Source organism: Skermanella stibiiresistens SB22 (genome assembly GCF_000576635.1).
Classification (GTDB): Bacteria; Pseudomonadota; Alphaproteobacteria; order Azospirillales; family Azospirillaceae; genus Skermanella; species Skermanella stibiiresistens.
Map to the genome: position 1 here is coordinate 13,185 of NZ_AVFL01000045.1, position 11,708 is coordinate 24,892.

Sequence of the window (11,708 nt, forward strand, 5' to 3'; positions counted from 1 at the left end):
GGAAAATGGAAATGTCGAAGGCCACATTACCGGCACTACTTCTAATGGTGACGCTCGCCGCGCCGGCGTTTGGGCAGACCGTCTTCGTCTCGAACGAAAAGGACAACACGCTGAGCGTGATCGACGCCCAGTCCTTGAAGGTGACCAAGACCATCAAGGTCGGCAAACGGCCCCGCGGCATCACGCTCAACGCCGACGCCACCCTGCTTTATGTTTGCGCCAGCGACGACGACACGGTCCAGGTGCTGGACGTCGCCTCCGGCAAGATCCTGTACAACCTGCCTTCGGGCGAGGATCCCGAGCAGTTCGCCCTCCATCCCGACGGCGCCCACCTGTTCGTCTCCAACGAGGACGACAATGTCGTCACCGTCGTCGATATTCCCAAGCGGAAGGTCGCCTATCAGATCGATGTCGGCGTGGAGCCGGAAGGCATGGCGGTCAGCCCCGACGGGGCTTGGGCGGTCAACACGTCCGAGACGACCAACATGGTCCACTGGATCGACACCGCCAAACGCACCCTGGTCGACAACACGCTGGTGGACTCGCGCCCGCGCCACGCCGAGTTCAGCAAGGACGGCAAGCGGCTCTGGGTGTCGGCGGAGATTGGCGGCACCGTCACGGTGATCGACGCCACGACCCACAAGGTCGAACACGTCATCCAGTTCGCGATCAAGGGCGTCGCCAAGGACAAGATCCAGCCGGTCGGCGTCAAGCTGAGCGCCGATGGCCGGTACGCATTCGTGGCGCTCGGTCCCGCCAACCACGTGGCGGTGGTCGACGCCAAGACTTTCGAGGTGGAGAAATACCTGCTGGTCGGGCGGCGCGTTTGGCACATGGAATTCACGGCGGACCAGAAACGGCTTTTCACGTCGAACGGTGTGAGCAACGATGTGTCGGTTATCGATGTCGACACCATGACCGTGATAAAGTCGATCCCGGTCGGCCGCTATCCTTGGGGAGTGGCGATCAAGGGATAAGTCAGTCACGGCACCGTGACGGGGTCGGAAACCGGCCCCCGAGGAAACGCAAGGGATAGATGACCGCACCCGCATTGGAGATCGAAGGGCTCAGCTACGGCTATGGCCGCGGCTTCGCCCTGGATGACGTGTCGTTCCGGGTCAATCAAGGCGAGTTCACGGCGCTGCTCGGCCCCAACGGCGCCGGCAAGACCACCCTGTTCTCGCTGATCACCCGCCTGTTCGAGGCGCCACGCGGCGCCATCAAGGTCTGCGGCATCACGATGCGGGACCACCCGACCAAGGCTCTGGCCCGCATGGGCGTGGTCTTCCAGCAGCCGACGCTGGACCTGGACCTGACCGTCCGGCAGAACCTCCACTACTTCGCGGCCCTCCACGGTATCGCCCGGCGCGACGCCTCGATCCGGATCGGCGAGGCGCTGGAGCGGCTGGACATGGCGGAACGCGATGGCGAGAAGGTGCGGCAGTTGAATGGCGGCCATCGCCGCAGGGTCGAGCTGGCGCGGGCATTGCTGCACAAGCCCGACCTGCTGGTGCTGGACGAGCCCACCGTCGGCTTGGACGTTCCCGCCCGCCGCGGCATCGTGGAGCATGTCCACGAGTTGTGCCGGACCCAGGGGATGGCGGTGCTCTGGGCCACCCACCTGATCGACGAGGTCCACGCCGACGACCGCGTGGTCGTGATCCACAAGGGCCGCATCCTGGCCGATGGCAGCGTCACCGACGTCAATCGGACCAACGCCTCGGCCAACCTGACGCAGACCTTCCACCGGCTGATCAATCAGGTGGCGGCATGAGCCCGCATTATTGGCGCGCCTTGCAAGGCATCGTGACACGCGAGGTGCTGCGGTTCCTGCACCAGCGCGAACGTTTCCTGGCGGCGCTGGTCCGTCCCCTGGTCTGGCTGCTGGTGTTCGCCGCCGGCTTCCGGGCGGCGCTCGGCCTGTCGATCATTCCGCCCTACGAGACCTACATCACCTACGAGACCTACATCATTCCGGGTCTGGTTGGCATGATCCAGTTGTTCAACGGGATGCAAAGCTCGTTGTCCATGGTTTACGACCGCGAGATGGGCAGCATGCGGACGTTGCTGGTCAGCCCCCTGCCCCGCTGGTTCCTGCTGACCGCCAAGCTGCTGGCGGGAACCGCCGTGTCGATCCTGCAGGTCTACGCGTTCCTGGCGATCGCAGCCGCCTTCGACATCGTCCTGCCACCCCTCGGCTACCTGCTGGCGCTCCCCGCCCTGGTCGTCAGCGGCTTGATGCTGGGTGCCGTCGGCATGCTGCTGTCCTCCACCATCCGGCAGTTGGAGAACTTCGCCGGCGTGATGAACTTCGTGATCTTTCCGACCTTCTTCCTGTCGTCGGCGCTCTACCCCCTGTGGAAGATGCGCGAGTCCAGCGTCACCCTCTACCAGATCTGCGCCGTCAATCCCTTCACCCAAGCGGTCGAACTGATCCGCTTCGCGCTCTACGCCCAGGTCAATTGGGAGGCGCTGGGCTGGACGACGCTGGCCCTGGTGATCTTCCTGGGCGCGGCGATCCAGGGATACAACCCGGCGCGCGGCTTCATGCCAAGGCGGGCCCAGGCGGAGTGACGCCATCGAAGGGGAGGCCGTGACTTTATGGGTAAATCGTTCGGCCGGTTGTTGCCCGCGACGGCGACAAGGGTTAAACCAAGGGGGCAATCGTTCCCAGCCGCCCCACGCCGCGCCCTTCCGGAACCCCGTTGAATGACATCGAGCCCCAACGCCTCGACCCCGACACCGCCCACGAGCCTACCGGCCCACACGATCGCCATCTACAACCACAAGGGCGGGGTGGGAAAGACGACGGTGTCGTTGAACATCTCGGTCTGCCTCGCGGCGGCGGGTTACCGGGTCCTGCTCGTCGACATCGATCCGCAGCAGAGCAGCACGACGGTCCTGTCGCGCACGGGTGCGTCCCCCAACCTCGTGGACGTCATCCGCAAGCAGGCGGTGATCGAGGACGCGCTGCACGAGACCGTCGTGCGCAACCTGTGGATCATCCCGTCGACGCGCGCCCTGACGTTGCTGGAAACGGGCTTGGACGACAGGGTGCGGCCCAACCACGGGCTCAAGCGCTATCTGACGTTCTCGGAGGACCGTTTCGACTTCGTCGTGATCGACTGCCCGCCCGCGATGGGCCTGCTGTCGTTGAGCGCCCTGATCGCCGCCGACAGCGTTTTGATCCCGACCACCTCGGGCGCCTTCTCGATCCAGGGTGTGCAACGGACGGTCGAGACGGTCAACGCCCTGCGTGGCGGCCTCAGCCCCGGCTTGGTGGTCAACGGCATCCTGATATCGCTGTTCGAGGGTACCCGCCGCGACCAGCAAACCATCAAGGATCTGGGCAGCCAGTTCTCTGGACTGCTCTACCGCAACCGCATCCGGTTCGATCCGGAGATCCTGAAGGCGGAGGTGAAGCGGGCACCGTCGACGCTGTTCAACCGCGGCACCCACTCGACCCAGGATTACATCTTCCTGGCGGCCGAACTGCTGGGCCGCGTCCATCGTCACCGCCGCCTGCCCGACGCCGATTTCTCGTTCGACACGGTGACGAGGACGATCACCGACACGCTGGCCCTACCGGAGTTCACATCGCTCGCGGTGACCCCCGACGGTGACGATCCGCTCGGCAAGGCCGACCGCGATAAGTTGTCGCCGGGAGGCTACGATGCCCTGGCTGACGCCGAAGGCGGGCGCCGGTCACATGGTCAGGTCCGAAAATGGGGTCTGGCCGCCGCGATCTTCCTGGCCGGCATGGTGTGCGGCGGATCGCTGGCGACATGGCTGGGGCCGGATGCCTTGGCCCTGCCGCTAACCGCCTGGATCAGTCCGTGATCAGGCGGCGGTGCGAGCCTTGGTCGAGATATTGGCCGGAGCCGGAGCGGGCGCCGACGTCGTGTCGTCGACATTGCCGCCCAGGCGCTTGACCCGATCCGCGGCGCGCTTCCAGGCGCGGTCGAGGAAGGTCATGTCGCCCAGCTTGTCGCTGGGATGGTTGTACTTGTCACCACACAGAGAGAGGATGACCATTTTCCGTTTTTCCTAAAGCTCAATTCCGATACCGTGAATCTAAGCCTTCACAGGTTTCGCACCACTGGCTTTGCCGCATTGCAGCATCGCATCCTGTGAATGCCCCCCTTCACGGAAATCTAACTTTCGCGTGCGCCGCACCCGGATTCCGACAATCTCCACGGTCGGTGGCGCGCACCCCCAAAGTGGGTATCCGTTGGCATGACCCCTTTGGAGGCGCTGACCCAATTCCCGGATAGGGTGTTCCATCTCCTGGAACGATGCGCGCCGTTGGAGAGCGGGACCGCAAACAAGGCTGACGCGCCGGAGGAAAAAAGATGCTTGAGGCCATGCAGGACGTCATCGAACTCGCCACGGCGCCGAACGCGCGGGAGAGGCTGGTACGGCGTTTCATGAGGGTACGGGGCCGGACGGTCGGATTGGTGGCCCCCCTCACCCCCGAGGACCAGATCATCCAATCGATGCCCGATGTCAGCCCGACCAAGTGGCATCTTGCGCACACGACCTGGTTCTTCGAGGTGTTCGTGCTGAACCGGTACGCCCAGGGCTACACCGCGTTCGACGAGCGGTTCGGCTTCTTGTTCAACTCCTACTACAATAATCTTGGCAGTCGACATCCCCGTCCCCAACGGGGACTGCTGTCCCGGCCAAGCTGGGACGAGGTCCAGCGCTACCGCGACCATGTCAACGCCGCCTGCCTTCGGCTGATCCGCCAAGCGCCGGACGAGATGCTGGACGAGCTGACCAAGGTTCTGACACTGGGCTTCAATCACGAGCAGCAGCATCAGGAATTGATCCTGACCGATATCAAGCACGTCTTCTCGTGCAATCCCTTGCTGCCAGCCTACCAGACGGCGCCCAACCAGCCGGCTCCCAATCAGCCGGTCGCGTCCACGGCGCCCCAGAAATGGTTCGAAAACGCCGGCGGCCTCGTCGAAATCGGCTGCGACGCCACCGACACAGCGTTCTGTTTCGACAGCGAGACGCCGCGCCACCACACCTATGTCCAGCCCTACCGCTTCGCCGGCCGGCTGGTGACCTGCGGCGAGTACCGCGAGTTCATCGACGCGGGCGGCTATTCGGACCCGAGGCATTGGCTCTCGGACGGGTGGAACGAGGTCGAGACCCAGCAGTGGAAGGCGCCGTTGTACTGGCAGAAGCAGCATGGCGAGTGGCAGGTCTTCACCATGTCGGGCCTGCGTCCGCTGGTCGATAGCGATCCCGTCTGCCACGTCAGCTTCTACGAGGCGGCCGCCTACGCGTCCTGGGCCGGAAAACGGCTGCCGACGGAGGCGGAGTGGGAGCTGTTCGGCCGGACCCAACGGGTCGAAGGCAACCTTCTGGAATATGGCGGCCTGCATCCCACGGCGTCGCCCTGCGCCGGGATGGGCCCGTGGCAGATGTTCGGCGATGTCTGGGAATGGACGGCCAGCCCGTACTCACCCTATCCCGGCTTCAAGGCGCCGCCGGGTGCCGTGGGCGAGTACAATGGCAAGTTCATGTGCAATCAGATGGTCCTGCGCGGGGGATCCTGCGCGACGCCCTCCGATCACATCCGCGCGACCTACCGGAACTTTTTCCCGCCCGGCGCGCGCTGGCAGTTCTCCGGGTTCCGATTAGCCGAAGATCTTTGACACAAGCTAGCGTGGAATGCGATAGAGTGGAGGTTGTCCACCTCAGATTGGAAGCTACCGCGATGGCGCCCCCCACACTGGCCGATGCTCTGGCGGCCAACCACGCGTTTTACAACTCCTTCGCCAACCAGGATTTCCCGGCCATGGAAATGCTATGGGCGAAGGAGTCCTCCGTCTCGTCCATCCATCCAGGCTGGCCCCCGATGTTCGACCGGGAGGCGGTGCTGTCCAGCTGGTACGACATCATGACGAGCGAGACGCCGCCAACTGCGTCCTACCGCAATGACAAGGCCTTCATCCATGGGACCACCGCGGTGGTGGTCTGCGAGGAGTTGGTCGATGGCAACGTGCTGGCGGCCACCAACATCTTCGTCGACGAGCGGGGAGCTTGGCGGCTCGTCCATCATCAGGCTGGTCCCATCGTCCCCCGGAAGGTGGCGCCCGTCGATTCGCCTCCCCGCGCCGTGGTGCACTGAGGGGGTGGATTGGGGGGTTCATCGACGGGTCTTCATCGATGTCGTCTCATCGGCGATCCGATCGGGACCTCAGGCGGGGTCCCACTCGGGCGCCCATCCCGGATTGACCAGCCGGCGGTCGCCCAGCAAGCCATCGATCTCGGCGCGATCCTCGTCGGTGAGCTTGAAATCGAAGATCTCGAAGTTGCTCCTCAGGTGCTTCTCGCCGCTGGCCTTGGGGATCGCGGCGACGTTCGGCTGGTCGATCAGCCAGCGCAACGTCACCTGGACCGCCGACTTGCCGTGCCGCTCGCCGATCCGGGTCAGCACAGGGTGGGCCGCTACCTCGCCCCGTGCGATCGGGCTATAGGCGGTCACCATCAAATCGTGGGCCCGGGCGAATTCCAGGATGGGCTTCTGTGACAGGAATGGGTGGTACTCGATCTGATCGCATAGCAGGTCGGCGCCGTGCCGCTCGATCGCCTCCCGCAGCAGCGCCACCGGAAAATTGCTGACTCCGATTTGGCGCGCCTTGCCCCGCGCCTTGACCTCGGCCAACGCCTCCAGGCTCCGCCCGAGCGGGAACTCCGGGTTCGGCCAGTGGATCAGGAGCAGGTCGACGTGATCGGTCCGCAGCTTGGTCAGGCTCTCGTCGACCGATCGCTTCAGGTCGTCGGCCTCCAATCGTTCGTGCCAAACCTTGGTCGTCAGGAAAATCTCATCGCGCGGAACATCGGAGTCCGCCAGCGCCAAGCCGACCTGATCCTCGTTCTTGTAGGCTTGGGCCGTATCGACATGCCGGTAGCCCATGGCGAGCCCCGCCCGGACGACATCGGCGCATTGGGCGTCCGACAGCTGCCATGTGCCGAGGCCAAGCGCCGGCACCCGTACCCCTTTGAGGTTCACGTAATCCATGGTCATTCCTTGGTGATTGTCCCGATTACCCAGTTCCCAGGGATCGTTCCGGAAAGTGGCAGGGCGGACGGTTGGCAACGCGCCGCGGCGCGCCATGGTTCCACCTCGGGGGAGGCCGCCAGGAGCACCGCTCCCCCTAATCTGGCCTGGGATCATAGGGCGAAACGCCGAACGAGGTAACCTTGACGGCGCGGGCGGTCCGACGCATGATCGCGGCATGTGACCACCGCGCCGCCGCTCCAGCGGCGCCAATGTCGTTCATGGTGGGCCGTTCGTAGTGGGTGGGTTGGTCTCGATCATGCGCGTAGTCCGGCGGCCCTGGGTCAAGGCATCGATCGCGGTGGTGCTCGGCATGCTCGCGGCAGGGTGCGAGACGCCGCTTTCCGGAGCGGCTCCGCCAGAATCGATCGCGGTCACCTTCCGCACCGATCCCGTCACGGGCAATACGGATGGACCGTTCGATACGGTGACTGGCAGGCCGGTGCAAACCCGGATCGGCGACGATGGCATCCTCCGCGTGGTGATCGACCGCGCGACCCACGCGCCGCTCCTGGTGCCGGAACCGGAGGCCAAAACCACCCCGAACCCCTCTCCTTCTCCATGAGACGGCCGTCGCCCTGGCATCTCGCTCCGGCGGTGATGGTCTTGCTCGCGATCGAGTGCGCCCTCCCGCGGCAGGCTGGCGCGCAGCAAGCGGCATCGCCCGGAGCGGGGACGGTCGCGTCCGGCATCACGCCGGCACGCTACGCCATGCCGACCGCTGGATCGGGACGCCTGACCGCCTCGGTGCCGCCTCTGCCCCCCACGGCGCCGCCTCCCCTCGAGCTGTCCGGCGAGCCTCCGGCTCCGCCCGCGAGCGCGGCGCGACCCGTCATCGCGAAGATCACGCCCTACCAACTCCCAGTCTTCTGGCCGCCGCCGCCCCGCCGCAAACCGGAGTGGTTCAAGGAGCCCATCGCCGCCCCTGCCACGATGATGGCGGCGACCGCTCCGGTTCCCGCTCCCATCCCCGTGACACCCAGTCCACTTCCCAGCCCCACCGGAGCGGAGGGGTACACCGCCGTGGTGCCGATCACGGTCTTTGGAGCGGCGGAAAACGCGTCCCCGAAGTCGGAGCCGACACTGGCGGAACTCGCCGGGACCGTGCCGATCGTCTTCACGGTGCGTCTGCCAACCATCGTCCTGCCGGAGCCGGATTCTTGATCGCCCCGCCTCACAGCTTGGCCGAGGCGAGGAGAACCTCCACCGTGCGGGAACTGCCGCCGCGCTGGAGGGTCAGGCGCATGTTGCCGGCCTCCGGCTTGCCCAGCCGGGCCGCCAGATCGGCCAGATCGCTGACTGGCCTGTCGTCGGCATGGGTGATGACATCGCCCGGCCGCGCGCCCAAGGCGGCGGCGTGGGAACCCGGAGCGACGCTGACGACGCGGACGCCGGGGCGGGCGTCCTCCGCCCGGATGCCCAGGGCTTTCGGTTCGGCCAAGCCACCGGTGCCGGCGCCCGTCGATTTGTCCGGCCCGCCGATCAGGCTGGCGACCGCGCGCTCCAAGAGGTCGACCGGCATCGCGAAGCCAACCCGCGACGGACCGGCCGGGGCCGCGACGACGGCGGTCGCCATCCCGATCAGGCAGCCGCCCGCGTCGAGCAGCGGACCACCCGAGCCACCGAGATCAAGGCTGGCGTCGGTCTGGATCGCCTTCTCGATGCGCCGGCCCGCCCCTAGATCAACCGGCCTGTCCAATCCGCTGATGATGCCGCGGCTCAAGCTGACGCCGACGCCATATGGGTTGCCGATGGCGAACACCCACTGTCCGACCTTGAGCTTGGGGGACGGGGCGCGGGTGATCGGCTTCGCCGCCGGGGTGGCGTCGACCCGCAGCACCGCGATGTCCAGGTGGGCCGCGACGGCGATCATGATCGGCTTGGCGACACGGCCGTCGCTGAACCGCACAGTCACTTGGCGGCCGGATTGGATGACGTGTTCATTGGTGACGACATGGCCGGCGTCGTCCCACAGGAAGCCGGTGCCGACCGCCTTGTCGCCATCACCCACCGCCTCGATCGTGACGACCGCTGGGGCCACCGCCTCGTACACGGCGGCTGCGTCCGGCTCCGCGCCGCCGGGCGCGCAGGTCACGGCCAGCACCGGAGCGCTCCAGCCGATCAGGCCGGCAAGCGAGGTGACGATCAATCCGGTGTTCAACGGTGTGTGCATGGTGGGCTCCGGCGGGGCGGTCGGGGTTGATCAGGTTCGTTCAATCCCATGGCAAGGTCCGTGCCAGTGGCGGAACACCTCCCTTTTCAAGAACTTACCCCAGGGCGCCGTGGCAGGACTTGCCGGGCGTGCGGGAGGGCGAGATGCAGAATCTGCCTAAGTGGCCTATCCGCTTTTGCCTAATGGCCCTGCTGTCGCTGGTGGCCGGCGTCACTCCGCCGCGTCCCGCCGGAGCCCAGGGAGGCCCGAACCTCGGGAGGCCGCAGGTTGGCGAAGCGATCCTCAATCGGGATGTCGAGGTCCGCGTCTCGGCGGATGACGGCTCCCGTGTCGTGATGAACCTTCCGAAGGGCAAGACCGTGGAGGCGTTCGGAACACCACGCCGGACGTCCTGGACCCAGATCGGGCTGGCCGGGCGCGATATCGGCTATGTGCCAAACGACAGCCTCGACAGCATCTTCATCGCCCGGACGGTGTCGAACCAAGCCGCGGTGGTTGGGCGGCGCCGCTGGACCCTGCCGGACGGGACGCTGCGCGGCACCCATGTGCTGGCGAGCGATTCGGCTGGCATGGAGGTCAAGGACGGCAAGAAGCGCGAGGCCAAGCTGGAGCGCGGCGCGGTGCTCAGCCTGCTCGACATGCGGGATGGCAAGGCGCGGATGTCGACCGAGACGATCGCCAGCGTCACCCTGCCGCCCGACCGGCTGCTGCCGATCATTGGCGTCCACGACTACGACTTCTCGGGCAGCGGTCAGGCGCGCAATTTCTTCGCGGCGCGCGTCGGTGATTTCCTGACGCCGGTCGAGGCGGAGAACGGCTGGTCGGCGTTCATCGCGGCGGCGGGACCGCAATATGCGCCCTACACCCACTTCATCTATCCGATGATGGGACGGGAGGGCGTCACCTTCGCGCTGGCGTTCGGACCGCTCGACCGCATGGGCGTCAACAACATCTGCGTGGCGCTGGCCCAGCGCATGCTGGACTGCTGGGTGGTCCAGGTCGAGACGTTCTGACGGCGTTTAGAACGACTCACGGTGTCGGCCGCCGGGAGGACGCGCCACGCGCCTCCGGATCGCCAAGCCGGCGAGGCAGCCCAGCGTCACGCCGCAAAGGTTGACCGCCGCGTCCTCGATGCTGCCGGTGCGACCCGGTACGTGGAGTTGGGCGAACTCGACCGCGCCACCCATGATGACCAAACCGACGCCGACGAGTGGGATCGACCTGTTGCCCGGCATCGCCAGCGAACCCATGACCGCGAGCCCCCCATAAGCCACGAAATGCACGAGATATGAGCGCGCCGCCGAGCCCGGCACCGACAGTCTGGGGTTGAGGCTGCCGTAGATCACCAGCAGCGCGCCAGCGATGAACAATGCCATCGCGATCGCGCGGAACCTTTGAGACCCCAGCAATCCGGATAGGTTGCCCTCCGCGCCCAACAAGCTCACGGATCGCTCCGAAGCCGGCTGACCTCGATCAAGTCGATCGCGGCGCGGCCCAGGCGCGCGTGGCCGAAGGCGGTCGGATGCACCTGATCCCAGAAGATGTGGCGGTCGGGGTTGGCGCAGGCCCGGCCGCCGTTGACGCAAGGGTCGGACAGGTTGACGTCGGCGACACCCAGCACGCCGGGATCGTCGAACACCCGTTCGACCAGGGCGTGGAGGTCGAGGCGGATGACGTGTCCGCCTTGCCGCGAGTCGACACCGGCCAGGGTCTGTTCCAGCGCCTGATTGAAACCCAGAGTTGTTCGTGTCGCGATCAAGCCTAGCGATGGGCCGTATTGCCGCACGGCCGGTACCTTGGCCAAGTCAGGCAGGTTGGGAACCAGGATCGCGCCGGCGCCGGCCGAGGCGAGATCGTCGGCGATGCTCCCCAGCACCCGGACGGCGTTCATCGCCAGCACGATGGGATCCTGGCCGGAGAAGCCGCCCAGCAGGTCGTTGGCGCCGCCGAAGACGACGAACAGCGTCCGGCCCATTGTTTCCCGGTCCGGCTCTTCCGCCAGGAAACCGTCAGCCTGCGCTCGCAGATTGTGCGGGCTTCCCGGATCGTGCGCCCTGGCCCCGCCATAGGCGTGGTTGGTGCCGCCCGAACTGGACGGCTCGACCGCGAGATCGAGATGCCGGGCGACATGCTCGACCCAGACCGGGCCGTTGCTGAAGCGCCCTCCTGACGCGTTGCCAGTGTCGGACAGGCTGTCGCCGAACACGACCATGCGGTCGAACGGCCGTCGCTCCGCCGCCGGGGAGGCGGATGAGAGGGCGGTTTGGATGGCGATTACCATGATGATGATCCAGCCTGGACGTGTCATGCTGCTCTTAGCCCCTTGGGCGCTGCCGGAACCCCTCTAAACGCGCGAGATCGTCAATGTTTCCGCCTTCGGAACGAGGGCAAGCGCGTCGTCGCGGGTTCCTTTGGGATTCCAATCACGACCGGAAGTCGCCATCTTGAAGGCACATC

At 66.1% G+C, this 11,708-nt stretch carries 14 protein-coding genes; 9 read left to right on the forward strand and 5 right to left on the reverse strand.

Translation table 11 applies throughout. The annotated features are described in order from the left end of the window. The first annotated feature begins 11 nt into the window (after positions 1-11). The 4 genes from N825_RS32245 to N825_RS32260 all read left to right on the forward strand — a co-directional run bounded on the left by N825_RS32245 (position 12) and on the right by N825_RS32260 (position 3,840). Positions 12-977 carry a YVTN family beta-propeller repeat protein gene (locus N825_RS32245; RefSeq protein WP_157619688.1) on the forward strand — a complete coding sequence of 322 codons (966 nt, stop codon included), beginning with the start codon at positions 12-14 and terminating at the stop codon, positions 975-977. Positions 978-1,036: 59 nt separating this feature from the next. Continuing rightward, on the forward strand, positions 1,037-1,774 hold the full coding sequence (locus tag N825_RS32250) for an ABC transporter ATP-binding protein (protein WP_037460838.1): 738 nt from the start codon (positions 1,037-1,039) through the stop codon (positions 1,772-1,774). Then, entirely contained in the window at positions 1,771-2,574 is an 804-nt protein-coding gene (locus tag N825_RS32255; protein ID WP_037460840.1) for an ABC transporter permease, read from the forward strand. The genes N825_RS32250 and N825_RS32255 overlap by 4 nt, the downstream gene beginning before the upstream one ends. A 135-nt stretch (positions 2,575-2,709) precedes the next feature. Beyond that, on the forward strand, positions 2,710-3,840 hold the full coding sequence (locus N825_RS32260; protein WP_037460841.1) for a ParA family protein: 1,131 nt from the start codon (positions 2,710-2,712) through the stop codon (positions 3,838-3,840). Here the strand turns inward: N825_RS32260 and N825_RS32265 are convergent, their stop codons facing one another. Next, a complete protein-coding gene (locus N825_RS32265) occupies positions 3,841-4,035 on the reverse strand; it encodes a hypothetical protein (RefSeq protein WP_037460842.1) in 195 nt (64 codons plus the stop codon). Positions 4,036-4,352: 317 nt separating this feature from the next. On the opposite strand from N825_RS32265, the gene egtB reads away from it, so the two are divergent. Both egtB and N825_RS32275 read left to right on the forward strand, forming a co-directional pair. After that, positions 4,353-5,669 (forward strand): ergothioneine biosynthesis protein EgtB, encoded by a 1,317-nt coding sequence (egtB, locus tag N825_RS32270; protein ID WP_037460845.1) that lies wholly within the window; start codon positions 4,353-4,355, stop codon positions 5,667-5,669. A 62-nt stretch (positions 5,670-5,731) separates the two neighbouring features. Next, on the forward strand, positions 5,732-6,145 hold the full coding sequence (locus N825_RS32275) for a nuclear transport factor 2 family protein (protein ID WP_037460847.1): 414 nt from the start codon (positions 5,732-5,734) through the stop codon (positions 6,143-6,145). Positions 6,146-6,214: 69 nt separating this feature from the next. Here the strand turns inward: N825_RS32275 and N825_RS32280 are convergent, their stop codons facing one another. Continuing rightward, positions 6,215-7,039, reverse strand: a complete 825-nt coding sequence (locus N825_RS32280) for an aldo/keto reductase (RefSeq protein ID WP_051513838.1) — start codon at positions 7,037-7,039, stop codon at positions 6,215-6,217. Positions 7,040-7,337: 298 nt separating this feature from the next. Between N825_RS32280 and N825_RS32285 the strand changes: the two genes are divergently transcribed. Continuing rightward, a complete protein-coding gene (locus N825_RS32285) occupies positions 7,338-7,643 on the forward strand; it encodes a hypothetical protein (RefSeq protein ID WP_157619689.1) in 306 nt (101 codons plus the stop codon). Between the two features lie 41 nt (positions 7,644-7,684). Beyond that, positions 7,685-8,242, forward strand: coding sequence for a hypothetical protein (locus tag N825_RS32290; protein WP_157619690.1), 558 nt, complete (start codon positions 7,685-7,687; stop codon positions 8,240-8,242). Positions 8,243-8,252: 10 nt separating this feature from the next. On the opposite strand, the gene N825_RS32295 is transcribed toward N825_RS32290, so the two are convergent. Further along, a complete protein-coding gene (locus N825_RS32295; protein ID WP_051513822.1) occupies positions 8,253-9,251 on the reverse strand; it encodes a S1C family serine protease in 999 nt (332 codons plus the stop codon). Between the two features lie 143 nt (positions 9,252-9,394). Between N825_RS32295 and N825_RS32300 the strand changes: the two genes are divergently transcribed. Next, entirely contained in the window at positions 9,395-10,264 is an 870-nt protein-coding gene (locus tag N825_RS32300; protein WP_157619691.1) for an SH3 domain-containing protein, read from the forward strand. A 6-nt stretch (positions 10,265-10,270) separates the two neighbouring features. Here N825_RS32300 and N825_RS32305 read toward each other — a convergent pair whose 3' ends face one another. Together N825_RS32305 and N825_RS32310 are read right to left on the reverse strand one after the other, a co-directional pair. Further along, a complete protein-coding gene (locus tag N825_RS32305; protein ID WP_157619692.1) occupies positions 10,271-10,696 on the reverse strand; it encodes a VanZ family protein in 426 nt (141 codons plus the stop codon). Next, on the reverse strand, positions 10,693-11,532 hold the full coding sequence (locus N825_RS32310; RefSeq protein ID WP_198039004.1) for an SGNH/GDSL hydrolase family protein: 840 nt from the start codon (positions 11,530-11,532) through the stop codon (positions 10,693-10,695). The genes N825_RS32305 and N825_RS32310 overlap by 4 nt, the downstream gene beginning before the upstream one ends. Positions 11,533-11,708: the final 176 nt, after the last annotated feature.

Excerpts from the sequence above, each read along its gene's own strand:
- N825_RS32260 (WP_037460841.1), top strand. The coding sequence starts at position 2,710 with ATGACATCGAGCCCCAACGCCTCGACCCCGACACCGCCCACGAGCCTA.
- egtB (WP_037460845.1), top strand. The coding sequence starts at position 4,353 with ATGCTTGAGGCCATGCAGGACGTCATCGAACTCGCCACGGCGCCGAAC.
- N825_RS32310 (WP_198039004.1), bottom strand. The coding sequence starts at position 11,532 with ATGGTAATCGCCATCCAAACCGCCCTCTCATCCGCCTCCCCGGCGGCG.
- N825_RS32265 (WP_037460842.1), bottom strand. The coding sequence starts at position 4,035 with ATGGTCATCCTCTCTCTGTGTGGTGACAAGTACAACCATCCCAGCGAC.
- N825_RS32300 (WP_157619691.1), top strand. The coding sequence starts at position 9,395 with ATGCAGAATCTGCCTAAGTGGCCTATCCGCTTTTGCCTAATGGCCCTG.
- N825_RS32250 (WP_037460838.1), top strand. The coding sequence starts at position 1,037 with ATGACCGCACCCGCATTGGAGATCGAAGGGCTCAGCTACGGCTATGGC.
- N825_RS32245 (WP_157619688.1), top strand. The coding sequence starts at position 12 with ATGTCGAAGGCCACATTACCGGCACTACTTCTAATGGTGACGCTCGCC.
- N825_RS32280 (WP_051513838.1), bottom strand. The coding sequence starts at position 7,039 with ATGGATTACGTGAACCTCAAAGGGGTACGGGTGCCGGCGCTTGGCCTC.
- N825_RS32295 (WP_051513822.1), bottom strand. The coding sequence starts at position 9,251 with ATGCACACACCGTTGAACACCGGATTGATCGTCACCTCGCTTGCCGGC.
- N825_RS32285 (WP_157619689.1), top strand. The coding sequence starts at position 7,338 with ATGCGCGTAGTCCGGCGGCCCTGGGTCAAGGCATCGATCGCGGTGGTG.
- N825_RS32255 (WP_037460840.1), top strand. The coding sequence starts at position 1,771 with ATGAGCCCGCATTATTGGCGCGCCTTGCAAGGCATCGTGACACGCGAG.
- N825_RS32275 (WP_037460847.1), top strand. The coding sequence starts at position 5,732 with ATGGCGCCCCCCACACTGGCCGATGCTCTGGCGGCCAACCACGCGTTT.